This window comes from Kistimonas asteriae (assembly GCF_018263925.1).
Taxonomy (GTDB): Bacteria; Pseudomonadota; Gammaproteobacteria; order Pseudomonadales; family Endozoicomonadaceae; genus Kistimonas; species Kistimonas asteriae.
On record NZ_JAEVHF010000001.1, the window covers coordinates 131,579 to 150,171 of the forward strand.

Sequence of the window (18,593 nt, forward strand, 5' to 3'; positions counted from 1 at the left end):
CCTCATACCGCAGCTGACAAGCCGTCATCGGCCTGTGTTCGTGGAGCAGCAAACCGCTGACGCGCCTTCACCCGATAACGGCGATCCAGCGCAGCCAGTCCACCGCCCAGGGCCATAAACAGAGACCCCAACCAGATCCAGCGAACAAAGGCTTTTACCTGAATACGCACCGCCCAGGCCCCCTCTTCGAGGGAATCCCCCAGCGCGATATAAAGATCCCGGGTCAGACCGGCATCAATGCCCGCTTCACTCATGACACTGCCCTGCACCTGGTAAAGACGCTTTTCAGGATGAAGGGTGGTCAGTACTCGGCCATCACGGATGACCTGCAAGGTACCGTAGTCGGACAGGTAATTTGGCCCTCTGCGCCGCTCGACACCATCAAACCGGAAGGTATAGCCCGCCAGCTCGACCGTCTCTCCTGGCGCCATGCGCAGATCGCGCTCGCCACTGTAAAAAGACACCATAGCAACACCCACAATGGACACCGCCAGACCAATATGGGCCAGGTGCATACCCCAGGTACTGCGCCGTATTGATTGCAGGCCTACGATCAATGAAGGCTTGTTACGGCACCGGTTAAGGATATCCTTGATCGTTGTCAGCACAATCCAGCAAACCAACATCATGGATAGCGCAACGGCTAGCTCGAAGGTTGCCCCCTGAAGCAGACTGATTGCCAAACCAAGCACAATAGAAGTGAGCAACACCCAACGCAGCTGATTAATCAGCCAGCTACCCTCGGTATCCTTCCAGCGTGACAGTACGCCAACCCCCATCGTTAAAGCGGTCAGGAACGTAAGCGGCACAAACAGGGTATTAAAATAGGGAGGTCCTACCGATATCTTGCCCAGGCCCAGCGCATCAAAAATCAAGGGAAACAGCGTCCCCAACAGTACCATCGCACAGCTTGTCACCAGCAGGATGTTATTGATGAGCAGGAACGTTTCCATGGACAGCAGCCCGAAACCGGCGCGGCTTTTGACGACGGGCGCCCGCAGTGCGTACAACGTCAGGGAACCTCCGACCACCAGCAGCAGAAACATCAGGATAAAGCTGCCCCGCGCAGGATCCGTGGCAAACGCATGCACCGAGGTCAACACCCCGGAACGCACCAGGAACGTACCCAGCAGACTCAGAGAAAACGTCAGAATCGCCAGCAATACCGTCCAGCTCTTAAAGAGGCCACGCTTCTCAGACACCGCCAGCGAATGAATCAACGCGGTACCCGCCAGCCAGGGCATGAAAGAGGCATTTTCGACCGGATCCCAGAACCACCAACCGCCCCAGCCCAGCTCATAATAAGCCCACCAACTGCCCAGTGAGATACCCAGCGTCAAAAAGACCCAGGCGACAATGGTCCAAGGCCGACTCCAGCGGGCCCAGGCTGCATCCAGTTTCCCACCCAGCAGGGACGCAATGGCAAAAGCAAACACCACAGAGAAACCAACGTAGCCCATATACAGCATCGGTGGGTGAATGATCAGGCCGAAATCCTGTAGCAGTGGGTTCAAATCGGCTCCGTCTGCCGGCGGATACAACAGCAGCCGCTCAAACGGATTGGAGGTGATAATCATAAACAGCAGGAAGCCGACGCTGACCATCCCCATCACAGACAACACCCGCGCCAGCATGATGGTTGGCAGCGAGCGGGAGAAAATGCTCACGGCAAATGTCCAGCCGGCCAGGATCAGCGCCCATAACAGGAGTGAGCCCTCATGTGCCCCCCAAACCGCACTGACCTTAAAAGGCAATGGCAGCAGGGTATTCGAGTTTCGTGCCACATAAGCGACAGTGAAATCATCCGCAACAAAGGCTTCAACCAGAATCAGGAAGGCAACCAGCAGGAAAAAGAACTGTCCCCAGCTCAGGGGTTTTGCCAACACCTGCCAGGTTCGATGTCCGGTATAAGTGCCCACCAGCGGTACAATGGACAGGATAACGGCAAAGCATAACGCAATAATTAACGACAACTGCCCCAGTTCTGGAATCATGCGCCGGGCTCCCTGTAAGTCACGGTTTTTTCGGGCTGCCCGTGCGCTTTGTCTATCGCATCCTGAACTTCCGGCGGCATGTAGGTGGAATCATGCTTCGCTAGCACTTCATCCGCATAGAAAACCCCATCGCTGCCGAGCTTGCCTGTTCCCACAATGCCCTGACCTTCCGCAAACAGGTCCGGCAGGATACCGGTGTATTGCACCGTAATCGTTCCAGCACCATCGGTAATATCAAAGGCGACATCCAAGCTTTCCGGGTCACGAACAACAGAGCCGGCCACCACCAGGCCGCCACCACGAATTTGGACTCCAGAGGGTGCTTCTTTTCCAATCATCTGGGCCGGGGAATAATACAGATTGATATTCTGCTGCAGGGCCATCAACACCAGTCCAACAGCAATACCGGCACCGACGAGAATGAACAGCAATAGAAAAAGGCGTTGTTTACGAATCGCTTTCATGCCCTCTCCTCCCGGCGGATACGGCGACGGATGGCATCCATCGCCCGCTTGCGCGCGCGCAACGGACTGACCAGGTTGTAACCCACCACCAGCAGCGCGATCAGATAACATGTCCAGACGTAAGGACCGTGTCCCCCCATTTGAACCAGGCTGTCAAACGTTTCAAAATACATCTATCGTCCTTCTATGCCCGTCTTAGTCTTGTATTCTCATTCACAGCGATCTTTTTCACGACGCCACCAGCTGCTTAACCCAGCGCGTTCGCTGTTCCCGCTCCAGTATTTCGGCACGCAGTCGCAACAAAAATACGAACAGGCAGAACAAATAAAAACCGGCGATGGAAATCAACAGCGGCGTCAGCATTTCCGGCGCCATGGTGGTTTCACCCGTCACCTTGATGGATGGTCCCTGGTGCAACGTGTTCCACCATTCCACGGAATACTTGATGATCGGAAGATTCACCAGACCAACCAAGGCGAGAATGGCACAGGCGCGTGCAGCGGTATCCTGGCTGTCCATCGCTTCACGCAGCGCAATCAAACCGAGATAGAGGAACATCAGAATCAGTACCGAGGTCAGCCGGGCATCCCATACCCACCAGGTGCCCCACGTAGGCTTACCCCAGATCGCCCCGGTGAACAGGGCCAGCGCGCAAAAGGACGCACCGATAGGCGCCAGGCATTTGACCGCCATATCCGCCAGTTTTATCTTCCAGATAAAGCCAATACCGGCAGTGATCGCCATTCCGGCATACACCGACATGGCCAGTGACGCCGACGGCACATGAATAAAGATAATGCGATAACTGTTACCCTGCAGGTAATCAGGAGACGTCCAGAACAGCCCCCAACCAACCCCTACCAGGATCAGCACAGAAGCCAGCAATCCAATCCACGGCAGCCACCGGCCACTGATGTCATAGAACCACTTGGGTGAAGCAAACTTGTGAAAAAATGTCCAGCGCATACTTATAGTAACTTTCTGTTCTGTCGCGCCATATTATGGGTATTTACCGTAAATACCACATAAACCGTTCCCCTCATGGCGCTTCGTTGATCTGGCGCAATACTACCATGGCTGCGCTATTTACTCACTTAACCGCTGATACTGATCCGCAGTCCCGCACTGATAGCAAAGGGCGCAAAGGTCACCCCCAGCATGAGCATGGCACCCAGCCAGAGCAGATAGCCACTCCAGGCCAGGCCATTCACTGCGGCATCTATGCAGCCGGTTCCCAGAATTAAAACAGGGATATAGAGAGGCAGAATCAGGAGCGACATCAGCACCCCTCCTTTTTTCAACCCCACAGTCAAGGCAGACCCAATGGCACCGAGCAAGCTCAGCAATGGAGTACCCAGCATCAGTGTGGCGATCAATGCAGGAAACGCTTTCGCTGGCAGGTAAAACATCACAGCCAACACCGGAGAAAGGATCACCAGTAACAAGCCACTCACCAACCAGTGAGCTAACACTTTCGCCATCACCAGGACATAGAGGGGTTGTGGACTGAGCATGATTTGCTCAAGCGAACCGTCATCAAAATCAGACCGAAACAGACTATCCAACGACAACAGCGTCGCCAGCAGGGCGGCCACCCAGATGATGCCGCTACCAATCATGGTCAGCGTTTTTGATTCTGGCCCAACCCCTAACGGAAACAGGCTGGCCACCAGGATAAAAAACACCAGTGGATTCATCAGATCACCACGCTGCCGGAAATGCAGCCTGAGATCCCGGGACAACACCTGACAAAACGCATGAAAAACAGAAGGGGCTGTCGATTCCATCATTACACGGCCTCTACTGATAATGAATGATCCGACACAGACAGCAACTCAGCAAGATCAAGCCGCTTTAACCCCTGATACTGAATGCTCAGTTCATGGTGAGTCGTCAACATCACCATCCCACCCTGCTGAGCGTGACTGATCAATAACGATTCCAACGCTTTGACGCCGGCACGATCAATCGCGGTAAACGGCTCATCGAGTATCCACAAACACTGCCGACTGAGATGCAAGCGCGCCAGTGCTACCCGCCGCTGCTGCCCCGCTGACAGCTGATAGCAGGGCACATCCTCAAAGCCATAGAGATCGACCTTACCGAGCGCGTCAAGAATATCCCCATTCTTATACTGCCCATACATCCCCATAACAGCCTGGAGGTTTTCCTCCGGCGTCAAGGCCGCCTTGATTCCCACCTGGTGACCAATAAACAGCAGATCCTGCTGGTAGGCCAACCGGTTACGCTCAGCCCCAATACCGGACCACGTAATTTCGCCCTCAAAATCGAGCGACAAACCCGACACAATGCGCAACAGCGTGGTCTTGCCGGAACCGTTCGGCCCTGTCACCTGAACGATTTCACCCGGTGCCAGATCCAGTGCCAGTTCAGAAAACAGTACGCGATCATCCCGGATGCAACACAGTTGCCTGAGTGTCAAAAGAGGATCGTTAGGTGTGACGGCAGCCATGCAAATGCGTTAAAACCTGCAGTTATAGTGAGCTGACTTTATATAGAAAGAAGCAGGGTTTTGCAAAACAGGAAGTGAAGATGATGTATTGACCGGGTCGCGATAACTATTCCGTTCGCAACCCGGCAATCTGTCATTACTGCTTGTCGCTCCGCATGACGACAGGCAAGTCAAACGCCAGCCAGGAAAAATACCCTTCCCGGAAATAGAAGACTTTTTCGTAGCCCCACAACACGGCCAGATACGACGCAAAAGCCGCGCGAATCCGGTGAGTACCACTACCATAAATCACCACCGGCGTTTTTCGATCCATGAAGCCATCATGGTAAAGCAGGGCAAAGGTTGACTTGAGTCCCAGGTGGTGTGCACCTTCCACATGCCCCCAGTTCCACTCCCGCCGTGTGCGAATATCGATAAACATGGCGCCCAGCTCATGAAGACGCATGGCCTGTGCCGTATTGACCGTTGTCGCCCCCTTGACATGCTCTGGCGATTCACCCGCTACCGCTTGCCCCCAAAGTACTGCCACAAACAGCACCATACATCTGAATACGCGTATTATATGTTGCATCCGATACGTCCTTGTATAACTGCTTACCACATGGTCTTCCTGACCGCTTACGGCAAAACATTGCCCAGAAACCACCTGACTGCAGCGGGCAACTTACACCCAGCTCTGCAACCGGGCCCTCAGTCTTAACGCCGCCTGGCTGTGGATCTGGCTGACCCGCGACTCACTCACCCCCAGCACCTTGCCAATCTCCTTAAGATTGAGTTCTTTTTCGTAATAGAGGTTCAACACCAGCTGTTCACGCTCTGACAAGGTCTCAATGGCAGAGCCCAACGCCTTGCGAAACTTCTCCGTCTGCAGATCCATTTCCGGGGCATTGTTGTCCGACCGGCGCTGCAGGCGAGACTCCTCGCTATCAAACATGTCTTCAAAACTGAACAGCCGACAGCCACGCAAGTCCTGCAGAATGTTGAAGTATTCATCCAATGAGAGATCCATCTCTGCCGCCACTTCAGCATCCCGGGAGTCTCTTCCCAACCGGGCCTCAACCGCGCGAATTGCTTCGCTGACCCGCCGACTGTTGCGGTAGACTGAACGCGGCCCCCAGTCTCCACGGCGAATTTCATCCAGCATGGCGCCACGAATCCGGATGCCGGCAAAGGTTTCAAAGCTGGCCCCCTTATCGACATCAAATTTACGCGCCGCCTCCAGCAAGCCGACCATGCCCGCCTGCACCAGATCATCAAGCTGGACACTGGCCGGCATCCTGGCGGAGAGATGACGGGCAATCCGCTTGACCAGCGGTGCATGCCGTTCAACCAGCTCGGCGTAGGTTCTCCGGCTGGCGCTTTTCTCCGCAGTTTCCCGAATCAACGCTTCCATAGCTAACACCCTCCTGCGAGAACCTGGTTCTCGAAGAAGAACGTCATCCCACCTCTCGGGTAATACACGCGAGACTGCTGGTTCATGCCATCGGCAATGGAACGCATGCCGCGGCAAACCTTGGAGTCAGGGCTGGTCTGGAAGAGTGTCATGGCACGATCGCTGGCCTTACGCACTGCGGGGTCATACGGGAGGGTGCCGGCATGGCGGATCACAAGGTCATGATCAAAGCCAATCTGCGACTGCAGCGCCTGAATCAACTGGGATCCTTCCCGTTGACTCCGAACCATGTTGGTCACGACATTGAAATGCTGAACACCGTATTGCAGACGCAACGTGCGGATATAGTCCGCCGTATCTGCAATGGTGACCTTATCCGGTGTCACCAGCACCATGACATCCGATGCAGCAGCCACCAGGCGCATATCCCGCTCGCGTAAGCCGCCGGCCGTATCCAACAGCAGAATATCGACCTCACCGGCAATGTCATCGACGGATTGAATCAGGGATAACAGACTGCTCCCATCAATACCGGCAAGGTCTCCCCCTCCTCTGACACCGGGCACAACCTTGACCTCAGCAGGCCCAGGCAGGAAGGTGTCCGCAATTGAACACCGCCCCGCCATCACATCTGCGATGGTTTGCTCCGGCGTCTGCCCAAGCATCAAGTGCACATTGGCAAGATTAAAATCAGCATCCATTAACAAGACACGATTGCCGGCACGGCTTAATGCTTCGGCCAGGTTAATGGAAAAACTGGTTTTCCCTACACCACCTTTGCCGCTGGCGATCGCAGCGACTCTCACTGGTTTAACGTCCATAGTTCCTTTACGGTCCGTTAGTTATCATGGGATAGACATCAGCCAACACCAATCCTTGGCGCCAGCAAGATAATAATTGCAATAGCTATGCCAGAATCGAAACCATCAGAAATAAATATTTATCCTATTGTTTCTATTATGTTTTTTATTTTAACATCCTGAAAAACGACGCCTTTAATCCATTATTCGATCGAAAATAAGCATGTTTTTTTGACTATTCAAAAAACAGGCGACAGATTCCCGCCATTAAACCTCAGCGCCATAGACAGATAACCACCACTTCCGGCATACCTATGCAGCAGAGAGGAACGACATCGGTTTAATTGGATAGTAAAAAAGGAGGGGGACTATCAGGATCGACGAAGTAGTTGTCGGAACTTTTCTTCAACCGGTGTATTAGATGATTCTGTATCAATCACGGGCTCATCAAAGGATTCCACCAGCATCACACGCCCTGGCGAAACGCCCAGAAGCAACTGCTTACTGCCAGCCTCCACCAATACCAGTCGGTCTCGCCCACCCAGTGACAACGCGCCGATGATTTTCATACCATGGCCACTTTGAGACATCGCGGGATTGAAACGCTTGAGCAACCAGGCTGTACCGAAAATCAGTCCTGTTACCAGTATTAATGAAAATAGCGCCTGAAAAACGGCGTAACCACCAAGGGAAGGGGTCTCTGCAGCCTCGTCAGCTGCTGTTGCCAGTGACGGCAACAGCAGCAACATCGACGAGAGAAAACGGGCAGGAAAAAACCTAGCGACGTTAAAGTGTTTCTGAATCATCAGTCTGGGCATAACGATTCAGTTCATATTTCCGCATTTTCTCCACCAGCGTGGTGCGGCGAATCTGTAACTTGTCTGCAGCACGAGCTACAACGTTATTACAATCATCCAGCGCCTGACGAATCAGCTTCTTCTCCAGCCGACCCAGAAAATCTTTCAGATTCAGGCCATTGACCGGCAGGATAGCCAACTCATCCAGGCCGGAAGAACCCGGTGGCTGAAGTGTATTGGGAAACATCTCGACCACTCGACTATCCTGGACTTCCTGCCCCGCGAGCTTCTGGAACTTTTCTGGCAATTCTTCCACACCAATAACACCCATTGGGTAGATAATCGACAGACGCTCCACAAGATTCGCCAGTTCACGGACATTTCCAGGCCAGTCATATTTGCACAGCAGCATGATGGCTGCCGAACTGAACCTGACTGAGCCTCGCTGATCCCGCTCCATACGCGTAATCAGGTCGTTGAGGATCAGCGGCAGGTCTTCGGTGCGATCCCTTAAGGCTGGCATATCAATAGGGAACACATTGAGGCGGTAATAGAGGTCATCACGAAACTTTCCGGATGCCACCATTTCCTCCAGGTTCTTGTGCGTCGCGGCAATAATTCTGACATTGACGTGAATCGGTGCGGATCCGCCCACCCGTTCAAAGCTGCGTTCCTGCAATACCCTCAGCAGCTTAACCTGCATATTCAGCGGCATATCGCCAATTTCATCGAGAAAGAGCGTGCCACCATCCGCCAGCTCAAAACGGCCTTTGCGGGTGGCTATAGCACCGGTAAAGGCACCCTTTTCATGACCAAACAATTCACTCTCAAGTAACTCAGCCGGTATCGCACCACAGTTGACCGGTACAAATGGACGCCCCTGACGACCGGAGTGTTCATGCAGGTTTCTGGCAACCACTTCCTTACCGGTACCCGATTCACCGGTAATCAGTACATTGACGTCCTTCTTCATCACTTGGCTCATCAGGGAACGTACCTGACGAATAGGACGACTGCTGCCCACCAGGTTTCTGAACACCTGGACATCATGATACCCGGAAGCCATTTGGCCATGACGACAATGCGCGCGATAAATCTGCGACATATGCAGACTTTCCAGCATCTGGCTGTGAGTTAACGGTGGACGAAGCTCAGCCACCACCTGGCGACGCATACTTCCCTGCAACTGTCCGGGGCGTGATTGCCCACAGAGAATCACGGGAAGACCGGCATGGTGACGATTCAGAAACTTAAGCGCTTCATCACTCTGGCCCCGCAAGCCAAGCACAGCGGCGTTGAAATTCTGATCATGACCTAGCCTCTCCTGGAAACGCTGCGTGGAGGCATATTCAGTTTCGCAACCCATGAACTCAAGAATGGTGTTCAACACCTGGCGTTGCTGTTGATCGTCATCAATGATTAATATCCGACTTCTGTTACCCATGCTACTGATCATCCTTGTCAGTAAGGGCTCTATCCGGTCACACTGCAGCGCTGATAGAGGCGGGATAAATGAAAAAAATCTCTATGAGACACCATCAATATCCAGTTAAGGCGGAAGATTTCGGTTCGTCAAATAGCCGTTGTCTTCAATAGGTTTCTACTGATTCTGACATCTAAAATAAAAAACCCCGCGGGGGAGCGCGGGGAAAAACAGAGCAAGTACAACACAGGTGACAAGGCAGTGCCTTTCGTCCAGGCACCGCGCTCGAAAGGCACTAGTGGTCAGAAAACAGACATACTGTAGTTTACATAAAAGCGGTTATCGTCAGTGTTGGAATCACCACCGTGTCCACGGTTGGTATAGTTCTCCCAAGCCAGGTCCAGTCCCTCTAGATCACCACCAAACGCGTAGGTCAGGATGGTGCCGCGCTCCCAGCGGGACGTATCCACGCCACTCTGATCGATTTCACCGCGGGCATAATACGTATCGATTTCCAGGCCTTCGATACCCATATCAGAAAAGTCGTAGCTCACACCGACTAGCCAGGTTCTCTCATCTTCATCCGCAAAATCTTCATGCAGAGAGACTGATGAACTCCACTTGCCATGGTCATCATCGAAATAGGCGGTATCCCAGTCGCCATCAGTGACCTTGTTGTAACCGGCATAAAGCGTTGTAGCGCCCATTTCCAGAGCGGCATTCAGGTTAATAAATTTGGACTCGTGCTGGCTGCCATAGAGGTCCCCGTCATCTTCCTGCTTACCGTAACGAACATCCAGCCCCAGCGTCATGTCGTCATTCAGATCAATATCGTAACCGGCCTGAGCATAGCGCTGCTGGAGATAATCCTTGGAAGCACCCTGTTCAACCTGGAAGCTCACCCCTGCCAGCTTACCTTTCAGTCCATAGATACGCAGGTTATCAATCTTCTCGGTGCCGTTTGTAAGGTCTTCTTTGAAATAGCTCTGATTACGGGGCGAGAAACCGGTGATTTGTGCTGCATACAGATCAAAGTCATTAATACTCAGGGTACCTTCACCGCCGAACGTAGCGGCAGGCAGTGCCCGTGAGCCAGAGTCACTGTAAGTCTTGAACTTACGCTTTTTCTTGCCGTAGTTACCGGAAAGTTCAACGTCATCCAGGCCATACTTGAATTTCGCATAAGCTTGATGGATGCCGCCGATATCATTCAGATCACACTGGGTCTTGTCACCGCCATCCAGGGGCAGGTTAGAGTTTTTACAGTTATTCTTTTCGCCATCCATCTCGTTGGCCAGCGCCATGGCACCGCCCGCAGACAGGTCGAAGCCAATCACATCGGCAAAGTAGCCAGACTTAAAATCGGCAATTAGCGCTTGCACCCATTCACGACGATCCTTGGTATTTTCATCACTGCGGCCCATTTCATTGAAATAGACATTTCTGAATTTGATCTTCAAACTACTGTCTTCAATAAAATCACCAGCGCTGGCCATATTCGCCAGACCGGCAGCAACAACAACGGACGCTGCAAGCGGTTTCAGTTTCATCAAAACACTCCTCGGTGTGGTCTTTTGTTTATTGTTTTTTGTCTTCGCGAGGTAGTGTGGTATTTGAATATGACAGGCGGGTTAAATAATTATTAACGTTTTATTGATGTTTATTGACACTCACCCAACACATTGATGACAGACGGATCAATACCCTTCTTCTTCATAGATTGCATGATGATTTTCAGGGCTACCATCGTACCTCTGGCCATTCTGCTCAGAAGATTGCTCATTAACATCATCGCTATCCGGAACATTAAATTCATTATTAAATTCCTGACTTTCAGGCTCAGCATGATGTATTTTCGATGAATCACCTTCTGCAAAAGTCTCAAGTGGCTCTGATTCCATCAGCGATTCGGATTGATTCAGAGACTCCGTTGTTTCAATCTCATCATAACGATCATATTGATTAGCCAATAAGGGAAAAACCAGCAACAAAGGAAACAGTGAGAAAGACTTCTGGCAAAGGCTCATGATCAACTCCAGAGCAATTGTTAGAACGAAAGGACAATTCCAAGTGTCTAAACAGTACTTAAGATAGAAGAGACTGGTGGCTTGGCAATGTCAGAAAATACATCACAAAACCACCAGAAAAGAATCACTCAAAAAAAATCAACAGGTTTCCAGAATCACACTACCGATAGAATAACCCGCACCAAAAGAACAGATGATGCCCTTGTCGCCAGCCTCCAGATCCCTGCGATACTTGTGAAATGCGATGATGGAGCCTGCAGAGCTGGTATTGGCATATTCATCCAGAATCACCGGCGCTTCAGAAGTACCAGGCTCTCTCCCAAGCACCCGCCTTGCAACCAACTGGTTCATATTCAGATTGGCCTGATGCAACCACATTCGTTTCAATGCTGAAACCGGTACGTTAAGCGCATCAAGATGACCGGAAATATGACGCGCAACCTGCGGGCAGACTTCTTTGAACACTTTCCTGCCATTCTGGACAAACAGCTTATCCAGTTTGCCAATGCCGTTTTCATCACCCCGATTGAGAAAACCGAAATTGTTGCGGATATTGTTGGAGAACTGCGTCCAAAGCTGCGTACCTAATACTCGGTATTGGCGCTCTGATCGCGCAATACTTCCCTCTTCCAGAACCACTGCCGTACAGGCGTCACCAAAAATAAAGTGGCTGTCGCGGTCCCTGAAATTAAGGTGACCGGAACAAATTTCCGGATTGACCATCAATACCCGTTTCGCACTGCCTGCGTGGATGGCATTGACCGCAGCCTGAATCCCAAATGTCGCGGACGAACAGGCAACATTCATGTCATAACCAAAGCCCTGGATGCCCAGAAAATGCTGAATTTCAACGGCCATGGCCGGATAAGGCCGTTGCATGTTGGAGCAGGCGACAATAACAAAATCAATATCCGATGCTTCCAGGCCCGCATCGACCAATGCAAACTCTGCCGCTGCCAGTGCCATTTCACACTGCACAGAGGGGGTATCGTTATCTCGCTCCGGAATACGCGGTGCGAGTCGCTCGGGATCCAGGATTCCATCCCGATCGACAACGTACCGACTGCGAATACCTGACGCTTTTTCAATAAATTCGCTGTTACTTTCCGGAAGGGGTTCCACTTCACCGGCAGCAATGGCCTGCCGGTTGTCGTCATTCGATTGCCTGACCCAGGCATTAAAAGCTGCTACCAGTTCATCATTACTGATGGCGTAAGGGGGCGTATACAGCCCCGTACCACTGATTACTACCTCTGTCACATCCTGTCCTCAGGTCACTGCCCCGGAAGGCTTTTTTTCTTTAACACTGACCGATGATCTTATAGGAGCTGTCATGGTTTTGAAACATCCGTCTCAGGGCTGGGCAATCTCCTCCCAAGCCTTGCGCAACCGCTTCTCAGAGACCGGCATCCGGGTTTTCAATGTCTGCGCAAAAACGGAGACACGGTATTCCTCCAGCATCCACCGGTACAACCAGAGGTTCTCATCAACCACATGCTGTTTCTCCAGTGCCGCTTTTCTGGCATCCCAGGCTTCGCGCCATCCCTGTAGTCGATCGGTTTCAACCCGGTCACGGTTGCTGTTGGCTGCCAGTTTCTCCAGCCGCATTTCTATCGCGGTGAGATATCGGGGATATTGCTGCAGCCATTCCCAAGGCGTGTTGGATAGAAAACCACGGTAAATCAAACCACTCAGCTGCTGTTTGATATCCGCCATGGACAATGCCAGCTGGAACGAGATTTTGCCTTTTAATTGACGACTGATCGCATTGAATTTCTCAAAGACTGCCAACAGCATAGCTTCCAGCGCTTCTGCAGCGGGCGCCAGTTCTGATCGCCCCTGATCAACCCACTGGTTAAACGACACTTCATCACGGGGCCAGGATGCCGGATCTTCCAGATAAACTCGCTCAATAACTGCCAGCTGGATGTCATCCAACAAGCTTTTCTTATCAACAGCGTTAACGGCCAACAGCGTGATGCGATTGAAATGCTTCAACTGTTTAGCCATGAACTTCATTTGTTCTGGCAATGCCAATTGAATCAATCGTGCAAGGCCTAAACGGGTCTGCTGTTGCGCCAACTGGGGATTATCAAACAAACGCAAGGCGACGGAGGTCTTTTCATCCACCAGCCCCGGATACGATCGGAACAACAAACCACCACGCTGACGTTGCATTTCTTCAGGGAGATCCCCAAAGCTCCAGGACGTCAGTCCCTCCCGTTCCATATCTCGATCCGTCTTGTCCCGTAAACCTTCCCGGGTCTGATCCGCAAACTGCTCCCGCAGGCTGGACAGGTCACGTCCCTGCCCCAGCATATTTCCATCGTCGTCCAGCACCCGGATATTCATTCGAAAATGATCATCCAGCCTACCGGTATCCCAGGCATCCTCAGGAACACGTGTGCCGGTCATACGGAACAGCTTCTCACCCAACAACAACGTCAACGGCTCATCACAGGGGTTTAACGCCTCGAGCGCCGCACGGGCATAGTCTGGAACCGGCACAAAGTGCTTACGCACCTGCTTTGGTAATGACCGGATCAGGGCAATCACCTTGTCAGGCAGCATGCCGGGTACCAGCCACTCCAATCGATCGCGAGGCAGCTGCGACAAAAGGGAAACGGGTACAGACAGCGTAACGCCGTCATCTTTTTCACCCGGTGCAAAATGGTAAGACAGTGGCAAAGCCAGCCCCTGCCATTTCAGCCGTTCCGGGTACTGGGTTTCGGTGATATGTGCGGCATCATGCTGCATCAGATAGTCTTTGGTGAGATACAACAACTGTGCATCATCCCGCTCGGTGGTCTTACGCCATTTTTCAAAGCTGCTGCCGTTACAGACTCCCTCAGGAATACGCTCATCATAAAAAGCAAACAATGTTTCTGGGTCGACCAGAATGTCCTGTCGCCGAGACTTCGCCTCAAGGTCTTCGACCTCGGCAATCAGGCTGTTGTTATGGGTATAAAAACCGGCTCGACTTTCATAGCCACCTTCCACCAGCCCCTGTCGAATAAACAGCTCTCGGGAGATAACCGGATCAATAGCGCCATAATTCACCTTTCGTCGGGCCACAATCACCAGGCCGTATAACGTGACCTGTTCATAAGCGACCACCTGCGCCCGTTTTTTCTCCCAATGCGGCTCAAAATAATTTCGCTTAACCAGGTCACCGGCCAGGGGCTCAATCCATTCAGGCTCCACTTTCGCGACACTGCGTGCATAAAGGCGGGATGTTTCCACCAACTCTGCCGCCATCACCCACTTCGGTTTACGCTTAAACAGGGCAGACCCTGGAAAAACCCAGAATTTTCGATTGCGTGCCCCGAGATAATCCGCCTCTTCATGACGATTACCCAGATGACTTAGCAAACCGGCAAGCAGTGCCTTGTGAATAGCTGCGTAACCAGCCTCATCCGTATTAACGGTTAACTTGAGGTCTTTGCAACTCAGCATTAACTGGCGATGCATATCCCGCCATTCACGCATGCGCATGAAACTCAGGAACTGTTGTTTACAGAGCTTGCTTAGCTGGGATTGCGATAAATCCTGCCGCTGCTCTTCATACCATTTCCACACATTCAGCAGTGACAGGAAATCGGAATTATCATCATAAAATTCACGGTGTTTTTGATCCGCCGCCTGCTTTTTCTCAGCCGGCCGTTCACGGGGATCCTGGATGCTCAATGCGCTGGCAATCACCAGCACTTCCTGGACGGCACCGGTGTCATGGGCAGCCAGCAACATGCGACCAATACGCGGATCGATCGGCAATACCGCCAGCTGACGGCCAATACGGGTAATACCGTTATCGCCGCCGACTGCGCCCAGCTCCTGCAATAACTTAAAGCCGTCGTTAATTGCCTTATTGTCAGGTCGATCAACAAAAGGGAAACGGGCAACATCGCCCAGCCCCATTTTCAACATGTGCAGGATAACGGCGGCCAGATTGGTCCGCAGAATCTCGGCATCGGTAAATTCGGGGCGATTAAGGAAATCCTGCTCATCATAAAGACGAATGCAGATGCCATCAGCAATACGACCACAACGCCCCTTACGCTGGTTAGCGGACGCCTGGGACACCGCTTCAATCGGTAAACGCTGCACCTTGGAGCGCACACTGTAACGGCTGATCCGGGCAAACCCCGGATCAATCACATAATGAATACCGGGTACCGTCAGCGAGGTTTCGGCGACGTTGGTCGACAGGATAATGCGACGTCCGCCATGGGACTGGAAAATACGGTTCTGCTCTGCAGCACTCAGGCGGGCGTAGAGCGGCAGGATTTCCGTATGCGCCAGCTTGGCATCACGCAGGCATTTGGCCGCTTCCCGGATTTCCCGCTCCCCACTCAGAAACACCAGCACGTCACCGAGCCTGTGTCCCTTACCACTGCGCTCAAGTGCCTCGATCTCCCGTACCGCCGAGAGAATCCCCTGGTATTGCAGCTGATCGCCATCCTCGTCGACATCCAGGTCTTCAAGCGGACGGTACAGGACTTCCACCGGATACGTTCGACCAGAGACTTCAATGACGGGTGCATTGTCAAAGTGGCGAGAAAAGCGTTCCACATCAATCGTGGCGGACGTGATGATTAACTTCAGATCTGGCCGTTTAGGCAGCAGTAACTTCAGATAACCCAGCAGAAAATCAATATTAAGGCTGCGCTCATGGGCTTCGTCGATAATCAGGGTGTCGTACTGGCTCAGAAATCGATCATTCTGGATTTCAGCCAGCAGGATACCATCCGTCATCAGCTTGACCTGGGTCTGGTCGCTGATTCGGTCAGCAAAGCGCACCTGGTATCCGACCTGCGCACCTGGCTCGACCTGCAATTCTTCAGCAATACGTGCAGCCACTGAGCGGGCAGCCAGACGACGTGGCTGTGTATGACCGATGGTACCGAAGGTGCCACGTCCCAGCTCCAGACAGATTTTGGGTAACTGCGTCGTTTTACCAGAGCCGGTCTCACCCGCCACAATGACGATCTGGTGATCCCGAATCAATTCAGCAATAGCGTCTTTCTTCTGTACGACGGGCAATGCATCGTCATACATGACTTTGGGCGTATTCTGGCGCCGCTGTTCGGCACGCTGCATGGACACCTCAACAGCCTGCTGCAGTCGTGTACGCCTGGCGTCATCACCACTCAGAGAACGCCACTGCCGACGAAACCGGTGACGATCCTTCATCATGCACAGGTTGACGGCTTTTCGAAAATCAAAGGAAGCTTCTCTGGTCACGCGCGGTTCTCAGTCAAACGGTTCAAAAACACGGTATTTTCTGCAAAGTCACCATAAAAAAAGCCGGGCACGCTCAGGCGTCCCGGCCTTTTTCAAACGGTGATTACTCTGCCGCCTTGGCCTGTTTCAACTTGGCCAGCTCTTCATCACGGAGTTCACGTCGCAGGATTTTGCCTACGTTGGTCACCGGCAGCTCATCACGGAATTCAATCTGACGCGGTACTTTGTAGCCCGTCACACTCGCACGAATAAAGGCTATGACGGCTTCCTGAGTCAGTTCCGGATTGGACGACACGGCAAACATCTTGATGCTTTCACCGGTCTTGCTGTTCGACACACCAATGGCGGCACACTGAACAATATCGGGATGTGCCGACAACACATCTTCCAGTTCATTGGGATAGACGTTAAACCCGGAAACCACAATCATATCTTTCTTACGGTCGACGATTTTCACATAGCCGTCTTCCATGATGGTGGCGATGTCGCCGGTCTTCAGCCAGCCATCTTCGGTCAACGTGTTAGCCGTTTCGTCAGGACGCTCCCAGTAACCTTTCATCACCTGGGGGCCACGGACACACAGCTCGCCAACTTCACCAAATGGTAGATCTACACCATTTTCATCAATCAGCTTCAACTCGGTAGATGGCAGAGGCATCCCGATGGTACCCACCTTGTTGGCGCCCAACGGGTTAACCGTGACAACCGGTGAGGCTTCGGTCATCCCATAACCTTCATTGATTTCACAGCCTGTAATTTCCTGCCAGCGGTTTGCAGTATCAGACTGCAGCGCCATCCCTCCAGAAAGCGTCAACTTGAGGGACTTGAAATCCAGTTGCAGGAAATCCGGATTTTTCATCAAGCCTACAAACAGGGTGTTCAGCCCCACAAAGACTGAGAAACGGACTTTCTGGAGTTCCTTGACGAAGGCCGGCAGATCCCGGGGGTTCGTGATCAACAGGTTGTGCTGACCGGTGGTCATCCCGATCATGCAATGGAAGGTGAACGAATAAATATGGTAAAGCGGCAGCGGTGCCACCATCAGCTCCTGGCCATCCACCAGGTTATGCGCCATCAGCACCTTGGCCTGCATCATGTTGGCCAGGATATTGTGGTGAGTCAGCATCGCGCCCTTCGCCACTCCGGTCGTGCCACCGGTATACTGCAGGATGGCCACATCCTGTGAATCGCACGTATGATCCTTGACCGTGTGCCGGCTGCCCGCCGACAACACTTCATTAAAACCCAGTGCGCCGGGAATGGACCATGAAGGCACCATCTTTTTTACATAGCGAACGACACTGTTTACCAGTATCCGCTTGGGCAACGGCAGCATGTCGCCGACCTGCGTCACCACCACATGACGAATGCCCGTACGTGGCACTACCTTCTCTGCCATATGGGCCATATTGGCCAGAATTACCAGCGCCTTGGCGCCGGAATCATTGAACTGGTGCTCCATCTCCCGCTCGGTATACAGCGGGTTGGTGTTGACCACGATCAGCCCCGCCCGCAGCGCACCGAAGACGGCAACAGGGAACTGGATCAGGTTCGGCATCTGCACGGCAATCCGGTCACCGGGCTGCAGATCGGTCTCATTTTGCAACCATGCGGCAAACCGACCGCTCAGCTCATACAGCTCACCATAAGTGATGGTTTTACCCAGGTTGGAAAAGGCGGGCTTGTGCGCGAACTTCTGCCGGGATTCCTCCAGCACATCGAGGATGGAACGGTAGTGTTCGATGTCTATATCTGAGGGGATCCCTTCGGGATATTTATCCTTCCAGAAGTGCTCACTCATACTGTCTTGCTCCTGATCATGCGTTGCACTATATGCCGTTGTCGTCCGTTGAACGGTTCTCTTTGGCCGACCGCTTTGCGGCCGGAAGGGTACCATTTTTGATAGGTTTCGGGTAGCGGTGGGATTGTCATCGCCTGCAACTGCTGTAACCATACAAACCATGACTGAACAATAAAA

16 protein-coding genes are annotated in these 18,593 nt (G+C 52.5%); all 16 read right to left on the reverse strand.

Annotation, left to right across the window (positions count from 1 at the left end; all coding sequences use genetic code 11):
- Positions 1 to 2 precede the first annotated feature (2 nt).
- The 16 genes from KHS78_RS00630 to KHS78_RS00705 all read right to left on the reverse strand — a co-directional run bounded on the left by KHS78_RS00630 (position 3) and on the right by KHS78_RS00705 (position 18,416).
- A complete protein-coding gene (locus KHS78_RS00630; protein WP_211824207.1) occupies positions 3 to 1,994 on the reverse strand; it encodes a heme lyase CcmF/NrfE family subunit in 1,992 nt (663 codons plus the stop codon).
- Positions 1,991 to 2,458 (reverse strand): cytochrome c maturation protein CcmE, encoded by a 468-nt coding sequence (gene ccmE, locus KHS78_RS00635; RefSeq protein WP_211824209.1) that lies wholly within the window; start codon positions 2,456 to 2,458, stop codon positions 1,991 to 1,993. The genes KHS78_RS00630 and ccmE overlap by 4 nt, the downstream gene beginning before the upstream one ends.
- Entirely contained in the window at positions 2,455 to 2,631 is a 177-nt protein-coding gene (ccmD, locus tag KHS78_RS00640) for a heme exporter protein CcmD (protein ID WP_211824212.1), read from the reverse strand. Before ccmD ends, ccmE begins: the two co-directional genes overlap by 4 nt.
- A 55-nt stretch (positions 2,632 to 2,686) precedes the next feature.
- The gene (locus tag KHS78_RS00645; protein WP_211824214.1) at positions 2,687 to 3,424 is read right to left on the reverse strand and encodes a heme ABC transporter permease; all 738 of its coding nucleotides are present in this window, start codon (positions 3,422 to 3,424) and stop codon (positions 2,687 to 2,689) included.
- 128 nt (positions 3,425 to 3,552) lie between these two features.
- Positions 3,553 to 4,248 (reverse strand): heme exporter protein CcmB, encoded by a 696-nt coding sequence (gene ccmB / locus KHS78_RS00650; RefSeq protein WP_425513948.1) that lies wholly within the window; start codon positions 4,246 to 4,248, stop codon positions 3,553 to 3,555.
- A complete protein-coding gene (gene ccmA / locus KHS78_RS00655; protein ID WP_211824216.1) occupies positions 4,248 to 4,931 on the reverse strand; it encodes a cytochrome c biogenesis heme-transporting ATPase CcmA in 684 nt (227 codons plus the stop codon). Before ccmA ends, ccmB begins: the two co-directional genes overlap by 1 nt.
- 136 nt (positions 4,932 to 5,067) lie before the next feature.
- The gene (locus KHS78_RS00660; protein ID WP_211824218.1) at positions 5,068 to 5,460 is read right to left on the reverse strand and encodes a rhodanese-like domain-containing protein; all 393 of its coding nucleotides are present in this window, start codon (positions 5,458 to 5,460) and stop codon (positions 5,068 to 5,070) included.
- A gap of 135 nt (positions 5,461 to 5,595) precedes the next feature.
- The gene (locus KHS78_RS00665; protein ID WP_211824220.1) at positions 5,596 to 6,324 is read right to left on the reverse strand and encodes an RNA polymerase sigma factor FliA; all 729 of its coding nucleotides are present in this window, start codon (positions 6,322 to 6,324) and stop codon (positions 5,596 to 5,598) included.
- A gap of 2 nt (positions 6,325 to 6,326) precedes the next feature.
- Positions 6,327 to 7,145 carry a P-loop NTPase gene (locus KHS78_RS00670; protein ID WP_211824222.1) on the reverse strand — a complete coding sequence of 273 codons (819 nt, stop codon included), beginning with the start codon at positions 7,143 to 7,145 and terminating at the stop codon, positions 6,327 to 6,329.
- A 350-nt stretch (positions 7,146 to 7,495) separates the two neighbouring features.
- A complete protein-coding gene (gene fliO / locus KHS78_RS00675) occupies positions 7,496 to 7,942 on the reverse strand; it encodes a flagellar biosynthetic protein FliO (protein ID WP_211824225.1) in 447 nt (148 codons plus the stop codon).
- Positions 7,911 to 9,365, reverse strand: coding sequence for a sigma-54 dependent transcriptional regulator (locus KHS78_RS00680; protein ID WP_211824227.1), 1,455 nt, complete (start codon positions 9,363 to 9,365; stop codon positions 7,911 to 7,913). Before KHS78_RS00680 ends, fliO begins: the two co-directional genes overlap by 32 nt.
- A gap of 281 nt (positions 9,366 to 9,646) precedes the next feature.
- Positions 9,647 to 10,894 (reverse strand): OprD family outer membrane porin, encoded by a 1,248-nt coding sequence (locus tag KHS78_RS00685; RefSeq protein ID WP_211824228.1) that lies wholly within the window; start codon positions 10,892 to 10,894, stop codon positions 9,647 to 9,649.
- A gap of 147 nt (positions 10,895 to 11,041) precedes the next feature.
- Complete coding sequence (locus KHS78_RS00690; RefSeq protein ID WP_211824230.1) at positions 11,042 to 11,371, reverse strand: hypothetical protein; 330 nt, start codon at positions 11,369 to 11,371, stop codon at positions 11,042 to 11,044.
- 138 nt (positions 11,372 to 11,509) lie between these two features.
- Positions 11,510 to 12,631 (reverse strand): beta-ketoacyl-ACP synthase III, encoded by a 1,122-nt coding sequence (locus tag KHS78_RS00695; protein WP_211824232.1) that lies wholly within the window; start codon positions 12,629 to 12,631, stop codon positions 11,510 to 11,512.
- A gap of 93 nt (positions 12,632 to 12,724) precedes the next feature.
- Positions 12,725 to 16,615, reverse strand: a complete 3,891-nt coding sequence (hrpA, locus tag KHS78_RS00700) for an ATP-dependent RNA helicase HrpA (RefSeq protein WP_343216851.1) — start codon at positions 16,613 to 16,615, stop codon at positions 12,725 to 12,727.
- A gap of 103 nt (positions 16,616 to 16,718) precedes the next feature.
- The gene (locus tag KHS78_RS00705) at positions 16,719 to 18,416 is read right to left on the reverse strand and encodes an AMP-binding protein (protein ID WP_211824234.1); all 1,698 of its coding nucleotides are present in this window, start codon (positions 18,414 to 18,416) and stop codon (positions 16,719 to 16,721) included.
- Between the last annotated feature and the right edge of the window lie 177 nt (positions 18,417 to 18,593).

Bases quoted from the DNA above. Each gene is read 5' to 3' on its own strand.
- KHS78_RS00630 (WP_211824207.1), bottom strand. From the start codon at position 1,994: ATGATTCCAGAACTGGGGCAGTTGTCGTTAATTATTGCGTTATGCTTT.
- ccmE (WP_211824209.1), bottom strand. From the start codon at position 2,458: ATGAAAGCGATTCGTAAACAACGCCTTTTTCTATTGCTGTTCATTCTC.
- ccmD (WP_211824212.1), bottom strand. From the start codon at position 2,631: ATGTATTTTGAAACGTTTGACAGCCTGGTTCAAATGGGGGGACACGGT.
- KHS78_RS00645 (WP_211824214.1), bottom strand. From the start codon at position 3,424: ATGCGCTGGACATTTTTTCACAAGTTTGCTTCACCCAAGTGGTTCTAT.
- ccmB (WP_425513948.1), bottom strand. From the start codon at position 4,248: ATGATGGAATCGACAGCCCCTTCTGTTTTTCATGCGTTTTGTCAGGTG.
- ccmA (WP_211824216.1), bottom strand. From the start codon at position 4,931: ATGGCTGCCGTCACACCTAACGATCCTCTTTTGACACTCAGGCAACTG.
- KHS78_RS00665 (WP_211824220.1), bottom strand. From the start codon at position 6,324: ATGGAAGCGTTGATTCGGGAAACTGCGGAGAAAAGCGCCAGCCGGAGA.
- KHS78_RS00670 (WP_211824222.1), bottom strand. From the start codon at position 7,145: ATGGACGTTAAACCAGTGAGAGTCGCTGCGATCGCCAGCGGCAAAGGT.
- fliO (WP_211824225.1), bottom strand. From the start codon at position 7,942: ATGCCCAGACTGATGATTCAGAAACACTTTAACGTCGCTAGGTTTTTT.
- KHS78_RS00680 (WP_211824227.1), bottom strand. From the start codon at position 9,365: ATGGGTAACAGAAGTCGGATATTAATCATTGATGACGATCAACAGCAA.
- KHS78_RS00685 (WP_211824228.1), bottom strand. From the start codon at position 10,894: ATGAAACTGAAACCGCTTGCAGCGTCCGTTGTTGTTGCTGCCGGTCTG.
- KHS78_RS00690 (WP_211824230.1), bottom strand. From the start codon at position 11,371: ATGAGCCTTTGCCAGAAGTCTTTCTCACTGTTTCCTTTGTTGCTGGTT.
- KHS78_RS00705 (WP_211824234.1), bottom strand. From the start codon at position 18,416: ATGAGTGAGCACTTCTGGAAGGATAAATATCCCGAAGGGATCCCCTCA.